Origin of the sequence: Niveibacterium sp. 24ML (assembly GCF_026586805.1) — a bacterium.
Taxonomy (GTDB): domain Bacteria; phylum Pseudomonadota; class Gammaproteobacteria; order Burkholderiales; family Rhodocyclaceae; genus Niveibacterium.
In genome coordinates this window covers 74,410-92,766 of the sequence record NZ_JAPFHA010000003.1, presented here as the reverse complement: position 1 = coordinate 92,766, position 18,357 = coordinate 74,410, and the positions used below count along the sequence as shown (strand labels likewise).

Sequence of the window (18,357 nt, the reverse complement as noted above, 5' to 3'; positions counted from 1 at the left end):
AAGGGCGTTGTCAGCCTCCGAGTGAGGCTCGCCCGAAACTCTGAGAGCGGAGAGGGACTCGCTCGGGATGCAACGCGGGGCTGCGCAAATCGCACGGCTATGCCGCTACCCCCCCAGATTCCTTGGCACGCAACACACGCGCCAACCAGAAAAGGCCAGCAATCGTCTTGCCGTCGGTGATCCGCCCGTCAAACACCGCGTCTTCGGCGTCCGCCAGACAGATCTCAAAGACCTCCAGCGACTCGTCTGCATCCAACGCATCGCCAACGTGGGTAAGTTGCCGGGCCAGGAAAATCTCGATGCGCTCGTCCGAGTATCCGACCGCCGGATGCATCGTGCCAAGGTGGGCCCACTCAGCAGCGTCGTAGCCGGTTTCCTCCCGCAACTCGCGGCGGGCACAGGCTTCGATCGACTCGCCCGGATCAAGTTTGCCCGCAGGCAATTCCCAGACGACACGGCCAAGCGGATATCGGAACTGGCGCTCCATCAGTAGATTGCCACTGTCAGCAATAGCCAGAATGACGGCCGCACCAGGGTGATGGATGTACTCCCGAACCCACTCCCCTGAGGCACCAACACGGCCGACCGTATCCTTGAATACCTTCAGGAGGCAACCATCAAAGACTTGGGTGGATTCAAGCCTGATCTCAACCAGACGATCATCAGAGCTCACGAATCAGCCCGCAATCGCACACCACCGCAGGCATCACCGCTGCCGCCAGAGATAGCGGAACACAAACCCTGGAAACGCAAATACCAGGAAGAGACAAATTGTGATCGCGTAGAACTCCCAAGCTTGGGAGTACGCCGAGCCATGAAGATGCCGCTCCAACAACAGCGCAAAAACGGCGACAAGTGCATAGCCAAACGCAACCTCCAACAAGCGGAGAGCAAGCGGCTTATGGGAAACCGACCAAACAAGGAAGATGCGGTCCGAAACGAAGGGAAGGTTCGCCACCGTGACCGCAAAAACCAGCAGAACGAACGGTCCAATCGAAGCTTGCATCGGCAGGATCGCAGCAATCAGTGCAGAAGCGTAAAGGCGCAGATCTGCATGAGCCAGTTCGGCAACAAGCCCACTGCGGCAATTGACAGCGCATTCGCTGAAAGCAGCGTACGCGTTCCAAGGGTAGCGGTAAGCGGTGAAGTGTCGACGGCGTCGTCGAAATACATCACCTTGACCACACGAAGGTAGTAATACGCACCGACCGCCGACATCAGCACCGCAAGTCCCGCCAGCCAGTAATACAAGGCCTGGCCCGAGACGTTCCCCGCTGCAACCACGGCTTGCAGCACCGATAGCTTCGCAAAGAAGCCGACAAAGAACGGTATGCCCGCCATCGAGAACATCACGATCAACATCATGCCCGCAAACCAAGGGCTGCGCTGATTGAGGCCCTTGAAGTCGTCTACATTCTCCGCCTCAAATCCTGCCCGCGAGAGCAGGATCACCATCCCAAACGCGGCCAGGGTCATCATCACGTACGCCACCGCATAGAACATGGCGGAACTATAGGCATTGACGGCATAAGTACCGCCCTCGCCCTTTACGACGCCCGACATCAGCCCAAGAAGCATGAAGCCCATGTGCGAGATACCGGAATACGCCAACATCCGCTTAATGTTGGTTTGCGCAACCGCGGCCAGATTGCCAAGAACGATTGATCCAACCGCCAGAAGCATGAGCATCATCTGCCACTGCTCAGCCAAGTCAAAAAGGCCCAGCACCAGGATTCGGAAGGCCATGGCAAAGGCTGCGATCTTCGGTGCGGAGGAAACAAGCAACGTCACCGCGGTTGGCGCACCGTGATAAACGTCGGGCACCCACATGTGGAAAGGCACCACACCGAGCTTGAAGGCAATGCCGACCAACACAAACACCAAGCCAAACACGACCACCATATCGTTGGCAGAACGCTCGTAAATGCGCTGAGAAATCTCGTGAATCTGCAATGACCCGGTTGCGCCGTAGAGCATTGACATGCCGTACAGCAGCAAACCGCTAGCCAACGCACCCAGAACGAAATACTTCATCCCGGCCTCGGTCGAGCGTGGATTATCACGATCGATTGCCACCAAGGCATACAACGCGAGCGACATCAATTCAAGGCCGAGGTAGATGCTTACGAAGTGGCTCGCAGAAATCAGAACCATCATCCCCAGGGCCGCAAAGAGCACCAAGATGTAGTACTCAGGACTATCGATCTTCCGATCTGCCATGTACGCACGCCCATACTGGAGCACAACCGCGACACTCAAGCAGACCACTGCCTTCAGGAAGCCGCCCAGAAGGTCAGAAATGTACATGCCGCTGAATGTCTGTGCGCGATCGACGGTTCCCGAAAACAGCGTGAGGAAAACGGCGGCGAGCAAGGTGAACTCACAAAGCCAGAACGCGGCTGACCGTGCGCGCGACTTCGCAAAGGACGTCACCATCAAGATGACCAGCGACATGGCGGCCACAAAAAGTTCCGGCGCAGCAAGCCGGAAATCCGGCATCACGAAATCCATCATCTGATCCTGGATGCTTTCTCTAGTTCTTTCAGAGCTTGCTTACAGCGATATGCTGCAACAAACCATTAACACTCGCGTGCATCACCTCTGTAACGGGCAAAGGATAGATGCCCATTGCCAAAACACAGATCGCTAGCACAGCAAGGAAGGCAAACTCTCTCGCGTTCAGATCGCTGAGCGACTTAACGTTCTCATTCGCAACTTCACCGAAAACGACTCGCTTATACATCCAGAGCGTATAGGCAGCCCCCAAGATCAACGTCGTTGCAGCAACAAACGCAATCCAGAAGTTGTATTGCACTGCGCCCAACACCACAAGAAACTCGCCAACAAAGCCAGACGTAGCGGGCAAACCAGCATTCGCCATCGCGAACAACAGGAAGAACGCCGCAAACTTCGGCATTGTGTTCACCACCCCGCCGTAGTCGGCTATTTGACGGCTATGCACACGGTCGTACAAAACACCAATGCAAAGAAACATCGCGCCTGACACGAATCCGTGCGAGATCATCTGAACGAGCGCACCCTCGATCGCGACCGCGTTGAACATGAAGAAACCCAGTGTCACGAACCCCATGTGCGAAATGGACGAGTACGCAACAAGCTTCTTCATGTCGGACTGCGCGAGTGCAACAAATCCGATGTACACCACAGCAATCAAGGAGAGCGTAAGGATGAGTGAAGCATAGTGCTGCGCAGCATCGGGGACAATCGGCAAGCTAAACCGAAGAAAACCGTATGCGCCGAGCTTGAGCGCAATCGCCGCAAGTACAACCGAACCACCTGTAGGCGCTTCCACGTGGGCATCGGGAAGCCAGGTATGAACCGGCCACATCGGAACCTTGACAGCAAAAGAGGCAAGAAACGCGAAAAAGATCAGCGACTGCGCGGCCATGCCAATCTTCAGGTTGTGCCAAGAGAGGATGTCGAAACTACCACCCGACTCCATGAACAACCAAAGAATGGCAACAAGCATTAATAGCGAACCAACCAACGTATAGAGAAAGAACTTGATGGCTGCATAAACCCGGTTGGGGCCACCCCAAATACCGATAATCAGATAGAGCGGGATAAGGCTTGCTTCAAAAAACACATAGAACAGCACTCCATCAAGTGACGAGAAAATGCCATTCAAGAGCCCCGACATGATCAAAAAGGCTGCATTGTACTGAGCCACCTTCCGATCAATCACTTGCCAACCGGCAACCACGACGATCAGGGTAATGAAACTATTCAGAATCACAAACGGCATCGAAATGCCATCGACACCGAGATAATATTCAATCGAGAACCGCGACACCCATTGATAACGCTCAACGAACTGCATCGACGCAGTGGTTGTATCGAATCCGGTGTAAAGCGGAATTGTCACCAGCAACCCAGCGCACGCCGTTACCAGCGCAATGAGCCTTGCCAGCGGCGCATTGCGATCCGGTCCGGTTGCGAGCGTTACCAAACCGCCAACAATCGGCACCCAAATAGCGAGGCTGAGAAATTGCCAACCCGTCATTTCTTCATTCCATTCTTTACGTCACAAGGCGCGTAGACAAAATAGCCGATAGTGGAGGTCACTAGCCGCGACTTCCCCAGAAGGCCAAGAGGACAACCACGCCAATAATGATTGTAAAGGCGTACTGGTACAGATGCCCGGTTTGGAAATAGCGGATGATCTGGGCAAAACCCCCAATGATCTTTGCAGTACCGTTCACAAGCAAGCCGTCAATTACAGCTTGGTCCCCAGCCTTCCAGAAAACCTTACCCAAGGCGCGACTTCCGGCAGCAAACACGATCTCATTGAATCGATCGAAGTAATACTTGTTCTCCAGCAACCGGTAGACCGGCCCAAATGCCGTTGCGATGCGCGCCGGAATCTCCGGCTTCACAAGGTAGAAATAGGCTGCGGTCGCAACACCAGCCATCGCAAGCGCAAACGGAAGCGTCATGAAACCGTGGATTGCCATTCCAAATGCGCTGGTAAAGTGAGCCTCGAGATGTGCAAGGGCGTTATTGCCTTCATGTACAACAATGGAAGCACCGAACCAGTCACCGAAAAGCATCGGTCCAATCGCCAAATATCCAATTACAACCGAAGGCACCGCGAGCAGGACCAAGGGGAGCCAAACAACCCAGGGAGATTCATGCGGCACCTCTCCGCCGTGCGCACCATGGCCGTGATCATCGTGAGCTTCGGCGTGCGCGGCATGAAATCGCTCTCTGCCATGAAAGACGAGAAAATACATGCGGAACGAATAGAACGCCGTTACGAAAACGCCAATCAGCACGCAAGCATAAGCATACTTTGCGCCCAGCGTATGGCTCGCTGCGACCGCTTCAATGATGGAGTCCTTCGAGAAGAAGCCCGCCATGAATGGGAAGCCGATCAGCGCAAGCGAGCCAATCAATGAAGTGATCCAAGTGATTGGCATACGCTTCCACAGCCCACCCATCCGCCGTATGTCTTGCTCGTGGTGCATGCCAATGATCACCGATCCAGCAGCCAAGAACAGAAGCGCCTTGAAGAACGCGTGCGTCATCAAATGGAACACTGCCGCAGAATACGCGGAGACCCCTAGCGCAACAGTCATGTAGCCCAGTTGCGACAAGGTGGAGTAAGCAACAACACGCTTAATGTCGTTCTGAATGATGCCAAGAAAGCCCATGAACAACGCCGTCGTCGCTCCGATCACCAAAACAAACGCGCGCGCTGTCTCCGAGACTTCGAAGAGCGGAGACATTCTGGTCACCATGAAGATGCCTGCGGTCACCATCGTGGCAGCGTGAATCAGTGCTGAAATCGGAGTCGGGCCCTCCATTGAATCGGGCAGCCAGACGTGCAAGGGAACCTGGGCGGACTTACCCATCGCCCCCACAAACAGACAGATGCAAACGACGGTTAGCAGAGGCCACGCAGAATCGCCAAACAGCGAGATTGTTTTCACGGAAAGTTCTGGCAGCTTACTGAACACGGTCGCATAGTCCAGCGAACCAGTATGGGCGGCAATCAGCCCAATCCCCAAAAGAAATCCAAAGTCACCAACTCGATTCACCAGAAACGCCTTCAAGTTGGCGTAGATGGCGGTGGACTTGGTATACCAGAAACCAATCAACAGGTAAGAGACCAAACCAACAGCCTCCCAACCGAAGAACAGTTGAACAAAGTTGTTGCTCATTACAAGCATCAACATCGAGAACGTGAAAAGGGAAATATAAGAAAAGAACCGCTGGTAACCTGGATCTGCGTGCATGTAGCCAATGGTGTAGATATGCACCATCAACGAAACGAAGGTTACAACCAGCATCATCATCACGGTAAGCTTGTCAATCAGAAAGCCAAGCTCCAACCGCAGATCACCTGCCGTTGCCCAAGTGTAAATCGAACCGTTGTAAGAATTTCCAGCCTGGACGTCCTGAAAAACCACCACCGATGCGACAAAAGCCACTGCGACCCCAAGGATGGTGACAACGTGAGAGGCGGTACGCCCAATCAGCTTGCCAAACAGTCCAGCAAAGATCGCCCCAACCAGCGGAGCAAGCGGTACGATGAGATAGAGCTTTTCCATTTCGGACATCATTCCGCCTCAACCCTTAAGACCGTCGAGATCATCGACGTGAATGGTTCGCGTATTGCGGAACATCGCCACGAGAATTGCCAAACCAATCGCAGCCTCAGCCGCCGCAACGGTCAGAATAAAAAACACAAACAGTTGCCCTGCTCGATCTGCATGAAACGTCGAGTAAGCAATGAAATTCATATTGACAGCCAGGAGCATCAACTCGATGGACATCAATAGAATGATCAGGTTCTTCCTGTTCAAGAAGATTCCTACAACGCTAATCGCAAAGAGCAGCGAACTAAGCGTCAATACGTGCGACAGAGACAGCATCTCTTTCCCCAAATTCTACCGGCGCAATTAGTTTGACTTTTCAGCCGGAAGCGAAACGATCCTCAGTCGATCCGACGCCTTTACAGCAATCTGCGCGGCGGGATCAATCGCCTTGTTTCCTGCTCTAGCCCTGAGTGTCAATGCCACGGCGGCGATCATTGCAACAAGCAGCACGAACGATGCAAGCTCAAATGGGTAGGCGAAGTCTGTAAACATCAACCAAGCGAGGGCCTTCGTATTGCTGTAGCCGGCCGCAGGCTCAGCTGGCATAGGCATCGCGTCCAAGCCCGCCCACTTTCCACCAACAACAAGCGCCATCTCAATGAAGAGAATCGCGGCAACGATGAGTCCCAAAGGCAAATAGCTCCAGAAGCCCTGCCGAATTCGCTCGACATTAATGTCGAGCATCATCACAACAAACAAGAAGAGCACCATCACCGCGCCGACATAGACAAGAATCAAGGCGATCGCGAGAAACTCAGCACGCAACAGCATCCAGATGGCTGCCGCATTGAAGAATGCCAAGACAAGAAACAGCGCAGAGTGCACAGAGTTGCGGGATGCGATAACGCCAACACTTGCACCAAGCAGCACCGCAGCAAATGCATAAAACAGAAAGAGGGTGAAGTCCATATTCGGGCCAGTTATTCCATCAAGTCCGTTTGACTAGCGGTAACGAGCTTCCTCCTCTCTGTCTTTTGCAATCTGTGCTTCGTAACGATCTCCGACGGCCAGTAGCATGTTCTTGGTGTAGTACAAGTCACCCCGCTGCTCCCCGTGGTAATCGAAAATCCTCGTTTCAACAATCGCATCAACCGGGCAGGCCTCTTCGCAGAAGCCGCAAAAAATGCACTTGGTCAGATCAATGTCATATCTGGTTGTACGTCGGGTTCCGTCCGTGCGCTGGTCAGACTCGATCGTGATAGCCATCGCAGGGCAGACCGCCTCGCACAACTTACATGCAATACACCGCTCTTCGCCATTCGGGTACCGGCGAAGGGCATGCAAACCGCGAAACCGAGAACTCTGTGGCGTCCGTTCCTCAGGATACTGAACCGTAATCTTCTGCTGAAAAAAATGGCGTCCAGTTACGGAAAGGCCCTTGATCAACTCACGAAGGAATACGCTTACAAATAGCTCTTTAACCGCGCCCATCGCGAATTACCTCCAAATCGACCAAGGCGACATCATCCAGGCGCCAACCACTAGTATCCAGAACAATGTTAAGGGGATGAACACTTTCCAGCCGAGACGCATGATCTGATCGTAGCGAAACCGTGGGAAGGTCGCGCGAAACCAGAGAAAGAGGAACAACACAAAACCGATTTTTGCAACCAGCCAAGGGAAGCCATCAGGGATGAATGCCACCGGTGACATCCATCCACCAAGAAAAAAGATCGATGTAAGAGCCGAAATCAGGATCATGTTGGCGTACTCTGCAAGGAAGAAGAGCGCAAAGCCCATCCCCGAATACTCAACCATGTGCCCTGCAACGATCTCGGACTCTCCTTCCACCACGTCAAATGGTGCGCGGTTTGTCTCCGCCACTCCGGATATCAGATACACCACAAACAAGGGAAGCAGCGGTAGCCAGTTCCAGCTAAGGAAATTCAATCCGTGTTCGGCAAACCAGCCACGGCCTTGGCCAACAACGATGTCCGTCAGGTTAAGTGACCCAGAAACCATGAGCACGCCGACGAGGGAAAAGCCCATCGCCAATTCGTAGGAGACCATCTGAGCAGTCGCGCGAATTCCCCCAAGGAAGGCGTACTTGGAATTTGATGCCCAACCCGCAACAATTACGCCATAGATACCAACTGAAGTAATCGACATCAGATACAGAAGGCCGGCATCCACATTCGCAAGCACGACCCCTGGCGCAAAGGGCACAACAGCCCATGCTGCAAGCGCAGGCGCCATCACCATCATCGGCCCGACCACGAACAGCATCTTGTTGGCGCTGCTTGGCACGATGATCTCCTTGAACATCAGCTTCAGCGCGTCTGCGATTGGTTGCAGCAGGCCTTTAGGACCCACGCGATTTGGCCCGATGCGCACCTGCATATAGCCAATCACCTTACGCTCTGCCAAGGTCAGATAGGCGACGCAAAGGATAAGAGGCAGTACAATCGCAACGATCTTCGCGAGAGTCCAGACTAGCGGCCAGAAAGCGCCGAACATGGCTGCGACAGGTTGCAGGACGGCCTCCATCACAGCGCCTCCACGGTCAAGTGACCGAACAGTGGTCCCAAGGGAGCGGTTTCATTACAGCCCGCCGCAACACAGACGCAGCCTTCAGCCACCGAATCATCCGACACAGCAACAAGTGCAAGCGACGATCCACTGGCGGTGACTCGCACCTTGGCTCCGCTCATCACGCCTAACGAGGCCAAGGTCACAGGTGAGATGCGCGCCTGAGGCGTCGCTGCGTCTTTCGTACGCTGCAGCGAAGAAGCCCGACGAACAACCGCATCTGTGCCGTAGATTTGCACATACGCCGCGCGTTCGAGCACAGAATTGACGGCCGAAGCCGGTGCGCTGGGCCTTGCAGACAATTGGTTAGACAAGGCGGTCGCTTTCTCCAACACCAGATCGCGTACCCGCTCACTAGTCGGGTACGCCCCCACGTCGTGGCCCAGCAACTCCCCTAGAACACGAAGTATCTTCCAGCCTGGCCGCGCCTCGCCTTTTGGCTTGACCGCAGCATTGAAGCTCTGAGGGCGCCCCTCGCAATTGACATAAGTTCCCGATGTCTCGGCGAATGCCGCCATCGGCAGCATCAAATCGGCAACATCCTCTACCGCTGATCTGAATGAGGTGAGCGCAATCACAGTATCCGCCTTCTTTAAAGCGGCACTTGCCCTAACTCCATCGGCGAAATCCAACAAAGGCTCAACACCGACCAACACAACGGCCTTACAAGGGTCAGCGAGCATTGTCTCGACGTTTCGCTTCGGAGAAAAAGCGCGAGCAAAATAGCCTCCAACAGAGTTAGCGGCTTCGCCAATTGCACCAAACGGGCAATTCAGCAGCTCACCAATCGCTCCGGTTATTCCAAGAATGAGCCCGAACGATGGATGCTGGACAGCCCCATTTCCAAGAAGCACCGCAGGCTTCGTTGCGCCGACCAAGTCACGCGCAATTGAGTCGGTGTCCTGACAAGGAGGCAACGCAAGACCTGCTATATCGGCCGCTATGTCAACACGCTTCAACTTTGCAACCGCCGTAGCAACAGCCGCCAAAGTACCAACCATTCGCGATGGCGCAACTCTCGCGTTAACCGAAAGCGGCATGAGGGGATCTTCGCCAATCGATCCGAGCAACGAGATCAAAGCGCCTCTCTTCGCAGCTAGACGTAGCCTTTGCGCAAAGAGCGGATGGTCCTTGCGCAAAACGCTTCCGATCACCAATGCCGCATCCAGTTCGGCGATTTCGCCGACCGGAAGACCAAGCCAAGGGACGCCCGCACGGAGAGCGTCGATAGAGAAATCGCATTGACGAAGGCGAAAATCAACGTTTTCTGACCCAACGGAGCGGACAAGAGATTGCGTCAGGTACAACTCTTCCAGAGTTGCGTTTGGGGAGATGAACGCACCAAACGCCTCTACACCATGCTCCGCCACTACCCCGGAAATTGCGCGCTTGGCGTAGTCAAGCGCCTGCTCCCAAGTGGCCTCAATCCAATTCCCATCTTGCTTGACCATCGGAACGGAAAGGCGGTCGTCACAGGCAAGTGCCTCATACGAAAACCTGTCACGATCGGAGAGCCAGCATTCATTGATTGCATCGTTCTCAAGCGGTAAAACCCGCTTGACTTGATCGTGCTTGACCTGCACAGCCAAATTGCTGCCAAGAGAATCATGCGGGCTCACTGAACGCCGACGGGACATCTCCCAGGAGCGTGCCGAGAACCGGAACGGTTTCGAAGTGAGCGCTCCGACCGGACACAAATCAATCACGTTGCCCGACAGCTCAGAATCAACCGAACGATCAACGAACGCCATGATTTCGGATCGTTCGCCACGGTTGGCGACGCCCAATTCCATGATGCCCGCCACCTCCTGACCAAAACGGACACAGCGCGTGCAATGGATGCAACGCGTCATGTCTGTCGAAATCAAGGGCCCAAGATTCTTGTTTACGACGACCCGTTTCTCTTCCTGGTAGCGCGAAGAACTGCCGCCGTATCCGACAGCCAAATCTTGAAGCTGGCACTCCCCTCCTTGGTCACAAATCGGACAATCCAACGGGTGATTGATCAAAAGGAATTCCATCACTCCCTTCTGAGCATTCACAGCCTTCTCAGAGCTTGTGGTGACCTTCATTCCATTTGTGACTGGGGTCGCGCACGCGGGAAGGGGCTTCGGCGCCTTCTCGACATCTACCAAGCACATGCGGCAATTCGCAGCAATCGAAAGCTTCTTGTGGTAGCAGAAATGGGGTATGTACGTACCAACGCGATTCGCAGCATCCATCACGGTGCTGCCGTCGGGTACTTCGACTCTCTTGCCGTCGATTTCGATCTCTAGCATGTTCAGCCTACGTAGATCTTGCTGCCTTCGCGCTGAATATCCAGCGGGACAAGGCACCGCTTGTTTTCAACGTGATACTGGAATTCGCTACGGAAATGCTTAATGAAACTCTTCACTGGCATCGCTGCAGCATCGCCTAATGCGCAAATGGTGCGTCCCATGATGTTATCTGAGACGTTATCGAGCAAGTCCAAGTCTTCCTGACGACCCAGCCCGTGCTCAATACGATGGATCACCCGGTACAGCCACCCGGTACCTTCGCGACACGGAGTACATTGCCCACAAGACTCTTCATGATAGAAATACGAGAGGCGCTCAAGCGCCTTCACCATGCAGGTTGTCTCATCCATGACGATAACCGCGCCAGACCCGAGCATAGAGCCCGCCTTAGCAATGCAGTCGTAATCCATCGTCGCATCCATAATCACGGAGGCGGGCAACACAGGGGCGGAGGATCCGCCAGGAATCACTGCCTTAAGCTTACGCCCACCACGCATCCCACCCGCCAACGCAAGCAAGTCAGAAAATGGTGTGCCAAGCGGTACCTCGTAGTTCCCCGGCCGATTGACATGGCCGGAAACCGAAAACAACTTCGTGCCACCGTTATTGGGCTTCCCCAATGCTAGGAACGCATCGCCACCATTGTTGATGATGTATGGAATCGACGCGAACGTTTCGGTGTTGTTGATCGTTGTCGGCTTTCCGTAAAGACCGAAGCTCGCCGGAAAAGGCGGCTTGAAGCGAGGCTGCCCTTTCTTGCCCTCAATCGATTCCAGCAGCGCCGTCTCTTCACCGCAGATGTATGCTCCATAGCCATGATGGGCAAACAAATCGAAAGAAAATCCAGACCCGAGGATGTTCGCCCCAAGAAAGCCGGCAGCACGAGCCTCATCCAGAGCCAGTTCGAATCGCTCATACACATCGAATATCTCGCCGTGTATGTAGTTGTAGCCTCGCTCACAGCCCATCGCGAAGCCTGCAATGATCATGCCTTCAATGACCAAGTGCGGATTGAAACGCAGGAGATCCCGGTCCTTGAACGTCCCGGGCTCACCTTCATCGGAGTTGCAACATACGTACTTCGCACCAGGAAACTGGCGTGGCATGAAACTCCACTTTAGTCCCGTCGGAAAGCCCGCTCCGCCACGTCCGCGAAGAGCCGATTTCTTGACCTCGGCGATGACAACTTCGGGCGAAATGCCTTCGCTAATGATTTTCCGAAGTGCCGTGTAGCCGCCACGTTTGACGTAGTCGCTCAAGCCCCAAGTTCGATCGCCGTCCAGCCCACTAAGAAGAAACGCGCCTTGACTCATTTTCCTAGCTCAGAAACGAGTTGATCAAGCTGCGACTCGGTCATCTTGCAGCACATCCGGTGATTATTGACTAGCAACACAGGTGCATCACCACACGCCCCCATGCACTCGCCTTCTTTCAGCGTAAACCGCCCATCCGGCGTGGTCTGGTTGTAGTCAATACCCAGCTTGGTCTTAAGGTACTCCCCGGCAGCCGCCCCGCCAGACAGGGCACAAGGGAGATTGGTACACACGGTCAGCTTGTAAGTGCCAACCGGTGAGAGGTCATACATATTGTAAAAGCTCGCCACTTCATACGCTGCCATGGCCGGCATGCGCAGGTAATTGGCAACGAACTCTATAGCATCACTGGACAACCAGCCAAATTCCTGCTGGGCAATCCGCAGTGCGGCCATGATGGCAGACTGCCTCTGATCAGGCGGGTACTTCGCAACTTCCCGATCAATCTTGCTTAGCGATTCCGAGCTCAGCATGACTCGCAACTCTCTCTTTCAAAGACAAGCGCGCTCTTCAGCGATCAATTTCGCCAAACACAATGTCCATCGTTCCGATAATGGCAACTACGTCGGCAATCATATGTCCCCGTGCCATTTCGTCCATAGCAGCCAAATGCGCAAAGCCTGGTGCTCTCAGCTTTACGCGATAGGGTTTATTCGCACCATCCGAAACCGCATAGACGCCAAATTCGCCCTTTGGATGCTCCACGGCGGCATACGCCTCTCCGGCGGGAACATGCATCCCCTCAGTGAAGAGCTTAAAATGATGAATAAGCTCTTCCATGTTTTCCTTCATCGCGGCGCGCGAAGGCGGAGCCACCTTGTGGTTATCGACGATCACAGGCCCTGGATTTTTTCTCAGCCAGTCGATGCATTGCTTGAGAATCCGGTTCGACTGGCGCATCTCCTCCATGCGGACCAAATAGCGATCATAGCAATCGCCATTCACGCCAACCGGAATATCGAAATCCAGTCGATCATAGACTTCGTACGATTGCTTCCGCCGCAAGTCCCACTCAACACCTGATCCGCGAAGCATGGCACCTGTGAAGCCAAGCGCCAACGCATCCTCAGGACTCACCACACCGACCCCTACCGTACGCTGCTTCCAGATTCTATTGTCTGTGAGCAAGGTCTCGTACTCGTCAATGTAGCGCGGAAAACGGTTCGAAAAGTCGTCGAGAAAATCAAGCAAAGAACCACTTCGGGGCTCATTCAACTTTGAGACGACCGCCGCGCTACGGTACTTGGAGACTTCGTACTGAGGCATGCGATCCGGGAGATCACGATATACACCTCCCGGACGATAATATGCAGCGTGCATCCGGGCGCCCGAAACCGCCTCATATGCATCCATCAGGTCCTCTCGCTCCCGGAACGTATAGAGAACCATGGTCATCGCACCGATATCCAGTGCGTGAGTGCCAATATTCAGGAGGTGATTGAGAATCCGCGTAATCTCATCAAACATCACCCGGATGTACTGCGCACGCAGAGGGACTTCGACTCCGAGCAAGCGCTCAATTGCCATGCAATACGCATGTTCGTTGCACATCATGGAAACGTAGTCCAGTCGATCCATGTAAGGAACGGACTGTATCCAGGTGCGCGTTTCCGCAAGCTTCTCCGTGCCGCGATGCAGCAAACCAATATGCGGATCTGCGCGCTCGACTACCTCGCCATCCAACTCAAGTACCAGCCGGAGAACACCGTGCGCAGATGGATGTTGCGGCCCGAAGTTGATTGTGTAATTTCGAATCTCAGCCATGACCGACCTGCCCGTAGCTCTCTTCCCGTACGATTCGCGGTGTCACTTCACGTGGTTCAATCGTTACAGGTTGGTAAATGACACGAGCCTGCTCAGTGTCATACCGCATCTCGACATAGCCCGACACCGGAAAGTCTTTCCGGAACGGATGACCAACAAATCCGTAGTCAGTCAAGATACGACGGAGATCTGGATGCCCATCGAACATGATTCCAAACAAGTCGAATGCCTCACGTTCATACCAATTGGCGGAACGCCAGATTGGAACCAATGAACTCAAGACCGGAAACTCGTCAAGCGGAGCAAAGGCACGCAACCGCAAACGCCAGTTGTGCTGAATCGACAACAAGTGGGAAACGGCTGCATATCTTCCAGAGACACCAGCACGTTGCGCGTGCGACGCGTAGTCGACACCGCAGAGATCGATCAATTGCTCAAATCGCAAACGCTCGTGGTCACGCAGCGCCTTGGCCACCTCATAATATTCGCCAGCCTCGACCTCAACAGTAACCTCACCCAACTCACACATCAGTGAGAAGTTCTTGCCCACCAGAACCTCGCGGAGGCTCTCTTGCAATGCTTCAAGTTTCGCGCTCATTCGACAGCTCAGCTATTAGCGGGCAATGGTGTTAGTTCTTTTGATCTTGTTCTGCAACTGAATGATGCCGTATAGCAGCGCTTCCGCCGTAGGGGGGCAGCCCGGCACATAGACATCAACGGGAACGATACGATCGCACCCCCTAACGACGGAGTACGAATAGTGATAGTAACCACCGCCGTTTGCGCACGACCCCATGGAGATAACCCACCTGGGCTCAGCCATCTGGTCATAGACTTTGCGCAAGGCAGGAGCCATCTTGTTGCAAAGCGTTCCAGCAACAATCATCAGATCCGACTGTCGCGGACTCGGACGAAAAACAACCCCGAACCGGTCCAGATCATAGCGCGAGCATCCAGCATGGATCATTTCGACAGCGCAACAAGCAAGCCCGAATGTCATTGGCCAAAGCGAGCCGGTACGAGTCCAGTTCACCACGCTATCCAAAGTCGTGGTAACGAACCCTTCTTTGAAGACACCCTCAATACTCATTGCCCCTCCCTACCCCCAGCCAATGCGCACTGCCGTGCAATCACTCCCAATCCAAGGCTCCGCGCTGGCGGACATAAATATATCCGACCACCAGAACACCGAGAAACACCAGCATCTCGAAAAAGCCAAACAATCTCAACGCTTCATTGGCGGCAATCTCTTGAAGAATTGAAGCCCATGGAATCAAGAAGGCAACCTCGATATCAAAAAGGATAAAGAGGATTGCGATCAGATAGTAGCGAACATCGAACTTGATGCGCGCATCTTCAAACGCCTCAAACCCGCACTCGTACGGGGAGAGTTTTTCGGACTCGGGATTATATCGGCCAAGAACACGGCCAGCCAGGATCATTACGCCGGCGATAGCAACACCGACTAAAATGAAAATCAATACCGGGAAATAGTTCTCGAGCATGATCGTAAGGTCGGAAATTGCATCAGATAGTAAAACGCCCGCTTACGCGGGCGTTTTGAATTGTTGGTGCCGACGGTGAGACTCGAACTCACACGGCTTGCGCCACCACCCCCTCAAGATGGCGTGTCTACCAATTTCACCACGTCGGCACACTCACAGCAGAAAAGAATTATATATACAAAAAACAATTCTGCCAAGCACCGAAACTCACTTCGGGATCTCTTTTGCAGAACCTTCGTCAGCCGGAGTCTTCGCGGGCACCGTAAGCGGAGCGGGCACCCCCTCCATCACACTGCGGGAGGTCGTACCACGATTGCTCGCAAGGTAAGTCAACGAGAGGCTCGTAACAAAAAACACCGTCGCAAGAACGCCGGTCGTGCGGCTCAAGAAATTTGCAGAGCCCGACGACCCAAACAGACTGCCAGAGGCACCACTCCCAAAAGACGCCCCCATATCAGCGCCCTTGCCGTGCTGCACAAGCACAAGCCCGATAACAGCTAGGCCAACGAGCACATGAACAGTCAAAACAAGCCCAAACAGTATTCCGCTCACGCAACACCCCAAAGAAAATCCAAATTAACGTTAAATTGTACTCCGAGAGCATAGCCAGAACAAGGCGCGACGGCACCAACTGGAGTCGCCTTTACTCAAGCGCTGTTCGCACGACGGCCGCGATCCTTTGGGCCAGCCGTTCCACGGTTGCTCTGTCCTCTCCCTCAACCATGACGCGCAGGAGCGGCTCGGTGCCGGACGCTCTGAGCAAAACGCGGCCACGAGCACCGAGCTCTTCTTCTGCAGCCCTGGTGGCATCGGCAATGCTGCGGTCCGCCTTCCAATCAAAACCTGCAGTAGTGCGGACATTAACCAAGCGCTGAGGAAAGAACACCAGATCACGGCAGGCTTCGGCCAAGGTCTCACCGGCAAGTCGTAGGGCTGCAAGGACCTGCAGGGACGAAACGATCCCGTCACCGGTTGTATGACGATCGAGACAGATGATGTGTCCCGAGTTCTCGCCGCCGAGTTTCCATCCGCGTGCCTCCAATTGCTCAAGCACGTAGCGATCGCCGACATTGGCGCGAACGAAAGGAACGCCGAGGGCTTCGATGGCACGCTGAAAGCCAAGGTTACTCATCAAGGTACCAACCACGCCGGTCAGCCGGTCTTGAGCACGCTGCATTCTCGCGATCACAAAAAGCAGCATGTCGCCATCAAATACCTGACCGCTACGGTCAACCATGATCAATCGATCTCCGTCGCCATCTAGCGAGATCCCGATATCAGCCCCTTGCGCAAGCGTGAAACGCCGGATCGAGTCCGGCGAGGTCGCACCAACCTGATCGTTGATATTCAATCCGTTGGGCTCTTTGCCCACCGCGACCACCTCCGCCCCCAACTCATGAAAGACCCGCGGCGCAATGTGATAAGCAGCACCATGAGCGCAATCGACAGCGATTTTCAGGCCGCGCAGATCAAGTTCGGTGGGAAACGTGCTCTTGCAGAACTCAATGTAGCGCCCGGCGGCATCATCGATCCGACGTGCGCGGCCAAGGGCCAGTGAGTCGGCGCAACCAATCGGCTGATCCATTCCCGCCTCAATTGCAGCTTCAACGGAATCAGGAAGTTTGGCGCCACGGGATGAGAAAAACTTAATGCCATTGTCGTAATATGGATTGTGCGAGGCGGAAATCACGACGCCGGCATCCAAACGAAGCGCGCGCGTGAGGTAAGCCACCCCGGGTGTCGGTATCGGCCCAGCCAGGACGACATCAACCCCCGCTGCCGCAAACCCCGCCTCAAGGGCGGCCTCAAGCATGTAACCCGACACTCGGGTGTCCTTTCCAATCAGCACGGCAGGCCGCTCATGTCCGCGAGAGCCATGCTGCTCCGCGCACAAGGTGCGCCCGGCTGAGTAACCCAATCGCATCACGAAGTCTGGCGTGATCGGCAAATCGCCAACCCGTCCGCGCACACCGTCCGTCCCAAAATACTTTCTTGTCATCCCACGCCCTAACTAAAAGTGGAGTTATGAACCTTGAAGATCGGATCAAGCGCCCAGTTCTGCACCCAAGGCGCGCCACACCGCGAGGGCAGCGATGGTCTCGGCAACATCATGGACTCGGAGAACTGAAGCGCCACGCGCAACCGCGGCAGCAGCGGCAACAACGCTAGGAATGACTCGCTGTTCAACCGGAAGACCAGTCAACGCGCCCAGCATCGACTTCCGTGAAACACCGACAAGCAGCGGGCCAAGACGCCCCAAACCCTGAAGGCCGCAGAAGAGTTCGCAATTCTGCTCGGTTGTCTTACCGAATCCAAAACCGGGATCAAGCAGGATTCGATCTTCAGTGATGCCAGCTGCAAGCGCCACCCGCTTCCGTTGGGCCAGATACTCCGCAACTTCACGCACTACATTGGAATATGCGGGTGAGTTCTGCATTATCCGGGGCTCGCCCTGCATATGCATGAGGCAGACCGCACAGTCACTGTCAGCCACGACTTCGATGGCCCCAGGCGCCCGCAAGGCATTGATGTCATTGACGATCGCCGCACCGGCAGCCAAAGCCTGCGCCATGACTTCTGGCTTGGCGGTATCGACCGAGACGGGCTTCCCGAGCGCAGCAAGCGCACGAATGCAGGGGAGCACGCGCCGCAACTCTTCGTCCACGGAAATTGAAGCAGCGCCCGGACGCGACGACTCGCCACCCACGTCAAGGATGTCAGCACCGTCATCGATCGCTTTTCTGGCCTTTGCCAGTGCGACCTCCACGCTATCCGCCACACCATCACCGGAAAACGAGTCGGGCGTCGTATTGATGATCGCCATTACTAAAGGGCGACTGAGATC

19 protein-coding genes and 1 tRNA gene are annotated in these 18,357 nt (G+C 54.7%); all 20 read right to left on the bottom strand.

What is annotated here, in order from left to right; translation table 11 throughout:
* Positions 1 to 97: 97 nt before the first annotated feature.
* Positions 98 to 673 carry an NUDIX domain-containing protein gene (locus OPU71_RS03555; RefSeq protein WP_267724993.1) on the bottom strand — a complete coding sequence of 192 codons (576 nt, stop codon included), beginning with the start codon at positions 671 to 673 and terminating at the stop codon, positions 98 to 100.
* 33 nt (positions 674 to 706) lie between these two features.
* Positions 707 to 1,006 (bottom strand): DUF2818 family protein, encoded by a 300-nt coding sequence (locus OPU71_RS03550; RefSeq protein WP_267724992.1) that lies wholly within the window; start codon positions 1,004 to 1,006, stop codon positions 707 to 709.
* Positions 1,007 to 1,023: 17 nt separating this feature from the next.
* Positions 1,024 to 2,511: an NADH-quinone oxidoreductase subunit NuoN gene (gene nuoN / locus OPU71_RS03545; RefSeq protein ID WP_267724991.1), complete on the bottom strand. Its 1,488-nt coding sequence runs from the start codon at positions 2,509 to 2,511 to the stop codon at positions 1,024 to 1,026.
* Between the two features lie 31 nt (positions 2,512 to 2,542).
* The gene (locus OPU71_RS03540; RefSeq protein WP_267724990.1) at positions 2,543 to 4,024 is read right to left on the bottom strand and encodes an NADH-quinone oxidoreductase subunit M; all 1,482 of its coding nucleotides are present in this window, start codon (positions 4,022 to 4,024) and stop codon (positions 2,543 to 2,545) included.
* A gap of 61 nt (positions 4,025 to 4,085) precedes the next feature.
* Positions 4,086 to 6,083 (bottom strand): NADH-quinone oxidoreductase subunit L, encoded by a 1,998-nt coding sequence (gene nuoL / locus OPU71_RS03535; protein ID WP_267724989.1) that lies wholly within the window; start codon positions 6,081 to 6,083, stop codon positions 4,086 to 4,088.
* 9 nt (positions 6,084 to 6,092) lie between these two features.
* Positions 6,093 to 6,398 carry an NADH-quinone oxidoreductase subunit NuoK gene (gene nuoK / locus OPU71_RS03530; RefSeq protein ID WP_267724988.1) on the bottom strand — a complete coding sequence of 102 codons (306 nt, stop codon included), beginning with the start codon at positions 6,396 to 6,398 and terminating at the stop codon, positions 6,093 to 6,095.
* Between the two features lie 27 nt (positions 6,399 to 6,425).
* Positions 6,426 to 7,031, bottom strand: coding sequence for an NADH-quinone oxidoreductase subunit J (locus OPU71_RS03525; protein WP_267724987.1), 606 nt, complete (start codon positions 7,029 to 7,031; stop codon positions 6,426 to 6,428).
* A gap of 33 nt (positions 7,032 to 7,064) precedes the next feature.
* Entirely contained in the window at positions 7,065 to 7,553 is a 489-nt protein-coding gene (gene nuoI / locus OPU71_RS03520; protein ID WP_267724986.1) for an NADH-quinone oxidoreductase subunit NuoI, read from the bottom strand.
* A gap of 6 nt (positions 7,554 to 7,559) precedes the next feature.
* Positions 7,560 to 8,609 carry an NADH-quinone oxidoreductase subunit NuoH gene (gene nuoH, locus OPU71_RS03515; protein WP_267724985.1) on the bottom strand — a complete coding sequence of 350 codons (1,050 nt, stop codon included), beginning with the start codon at positions 8,607 to 8,609 and terminating at the stop codon, positions 7,560 to 7,562.
* Positions 8,609 to 10,930 carry an NADH-quinone oxidoreductase subunit NuoG gene (nuoG, locus tag OPU71_RS03510; protein ID WP_267724983.1) on the bottom strand — a complete coding sequence of 774 codons (2,322 nt, stop codon included), beginning with the start codon at positions 10,928 to 10,930 and terminating at the stop codon, positions 8,609 to 8,611. The genes nuoH and nuoG overlap by 1 nt, the downstream gene beginning before the upstream one ends.
* 2 nt (positions 10,931 to 10,932) lie before the next feature.
* The gene (gene nuoF, locus OPU71_RS03505) at positions 10,933 to 12,243 is read right to left on the bottom strand and encodes an NADH-quinone oxidoreductase subunit NuoF (protein WP_267724982.1); all 1,311 of its coding nucleotides are present in this window, start codon (positions 12,241 to 12,243) and stop codon (positions 10,933 to 10,935) included.
* Positions 12,240 to 12,716, bottom strand: a complete 477-nt coding sequence (nuoE, locus tag OPU71_RS03500; RefSeq protein WP_267724981.1) for an NADH-quinone oxidoreductase subunit NuoE — start codon at positions 12,714 to 12,716, stop codon at positions 12,240 to 12,242. Before nuoE ends, nuoF begins: the two co-directional genes overlap by 4 nt.
* 37 nt (positions 12,717 to 12,753) lie before the next feature.
* Entirely contained in the window at positions 12,754 to 14,007 is a 1,254-nt protein-coding gene (locus tag OPU71_RS03495; RefSeq protein WP_267724980.1) for an NADH-quinone oxidoreductase subunit D, read from the bottom strand.
* Complete coding sequence (locus OPU71_RS03490) at positions 14,000 to 14,605, bottom strand: NADH-quinone oxidoreductase subunit C (protein ID WP_267724979.1); 606 nt, start codon at positions 14,603 to 14,605, stop codon at positions 14,000 to 14,002. Before OPU71_RS03490 ends, OPU71_RS03495 begins: the two co-directional genes overlap by 8 nt.
* 15 nt (positions 14,606 to 14,620) lie before the next feature.
* Positions 14,621 to 15,097 (bottom strand): NuoB/complex I 20 kDa subunit family protein, encoded by a 477-nt coding sequence (locus tag OPU71_RS03485; RefSeq protein WP_267724978.1) that lies wholly within the window; start codon positions 15,095 to 15,097, stop codon positions 14,621 to 14,623.
* Between the two features lie 40 nt (positions 15,098 to 15,137).
* Entirely contained in the window at positions 15,138 to 15,512 is a 375-nt protein-coding gene (ndhC, locus tag OPU71_RS03480) for an NADH-quinone oxidoreductase subunit A (RefSeq protein ID WP_267724977.1), read from the bottom strand.
* A 64-nt stretch (positions 15,513 to 15,576) separates the two neighbouring features.
* Positions 15,577 to 15,661, bottom strand: a tRNA-Leu gene (locus tag OPU71_RS03475).
* Between the two features lie 58 nt (positions 15,662 to 15,719).
* A complete protein-coding gene (gene secG / locus OPU71_RS03470) occupies positions 15,720 to 16,064 on the bottom strand; it encodes a preprotein translocase subunit SecG (protein ID WP_267724976.1) in 345 nt (114 codons plus the stop codon).
* A 91-nt stretch (positions 16,065 to 16,155) separates the two neighbouring features.
* The gene (glmM, locus tag OPU71_RS03465) at positions 16,156 to 17,511 is read right to left on the bottom strand and encodes a phosphoglucosamine mutase (RefSeq protein WP_267724975.1); all 1,356 of its coding nucleotides are present in this window, start codon (positions 17,509 to 17,511) and stop codon (positions 16,156 to 16,158) included.
* 45 nt (positions 17,512 to 17,556) lie between these two features.
* Entirely contained in the window at positions 17,557 to 18,336 is a 780-nt protein-coding gene (gene folP / locus OPU71_RS03460) for a dihydropteroate synthase (protein ID WP_267724974.1), read from the bottom strand.
* Between the last annotated feature and the right edge of the window lie 21 nt (positions 18,337 to 18,357).

What these genes read in the sequence shown, in the direction of transcription:
- OPU71_RS03550 (WP_267724992.1), bottom strand. Translation starts at nt 1,006, where the DNA reads ATGCAAGCTTCGATTGGACCGTTCGTTCTGCTGGTTTTTGCGGTCACG.
- nuoN (WP_267724991.1), bottom strand. Translation starts at nt 2,511, where the DNA reads ATGGATTTCGTGATGCCGGATTTCCGGCTTGCTGCGCCGGAACTTTTT.
- OPU71_RS03540 (WP_267724990.1), bottom strand. Translation starts at nt 4,024, where the DNA reads ATGACGGGTTGGCAATTTCTCAGCCTCGCTATTTGGGTGCCGATTGTT.
- nuoL (WP_267724989.1), bottom strand. Translation starts at nt 6,083, where the DNA reads ATGTCCGAAATGGAAAAGCTCTATCTCATCGTACCGCTTGCTCCGCTG.
- nuoK (WP_267724988.1), bottom strand. Translation starts at nt 6,398, where the DNA reads ATGCTGTCTCTGTCGCACGTATTGACGCTTAGTTCGCTGCTCTTTGCG.
- OPU71_RS03525 (WP_267724987.1), bottom strand. Translation starts at nt 7,031, where the DNA reads ATGGACTTCACCCTCTTTCTGTTTTATGCATTTGCTGCGGTGCTGCTT.
- nuoI (WP_267724986.1), bottom strand. Translation starts at nt 7,553, where the DNA reads ATGGGCGCGGTTAAAGAGCTATTTGTAAGCGTATTCCTTCGTGAGTTG.
- nuoH (WP_267724985.1), bottom strand. Translation starts at nt 8,609, where the DNA reads ATGGAGGCCGTCCTGCAACCTGTCGCAGCCATGTTCGGCGCTTTCTGG.
- nuoG (WP_267724983.1), bottom strand. Translation starts at nt 10,930, where the DNA reads ATGCTAGAGATCGAAATCGACGGCAAGAGAGTCGAAGTACCCGACGGC.
- nuoF (WP_267724982.1), bottom strand. Translation starts at nt 12,243, where the DNA reads ATGAGTCAAGGCGCGTTTCTTCTTAGTGGGCTGGACGGCGATCGAACT.
- nuoE (WP_267724981.1), bottom strand. Translation starts at nt 12,716, where the DNA reads ATGCTGAGCTCGGAATCGCTAAGCAAGATTGATCGGGAAGTTGCGAAG.
- OPU71_RS03495 (WP_267724980.1), bottom strand. Translation starts at nt 14,007, where the DNA reads ATGGCTGAGATTCGAAATTACACAATCAACTTCGGGCCGCAACATCCA.
- OPU71_RS03490 (WP_267724979.1), bottom strand. Translation starts at nt 14,605, where the DNA reads ATGAGCGCGAAACTTGAAGCATTGCAAGAGAGCCTCCGCGAGGTTCTG.
- OPU71_RS03485 (WP_267724978.1), bottom strand. Translation starts at nt 15,097, where the DNA reads ATGAGTATTGAGGGTGTCTTCAAAGAAGGGTTCGTTACCACGACTTTG.
- ndhC (WP_267724977.1), bottom strand. Translation starts at nt 15,512, where the DNA reads ATGCTCGAGAACTATTTCCCGGTATTGATTTTCATTTTAGTCGGTGTT.
- glmM (WP_267724975.1), bottom strand. Translation starts at nt 17,511, where the DNA reads ATGACAAGAAAGTATTTTGGGACGGACGGTGTGCGCGGACGGGTTGGC.
- folP (WP_267724974.1), bottom strand. Translation starts at nt 18,336, where the DNA reads ATGGCGATCATCAATACGACGCCCGACTCGTTTTCCGGTGATGGTGTG.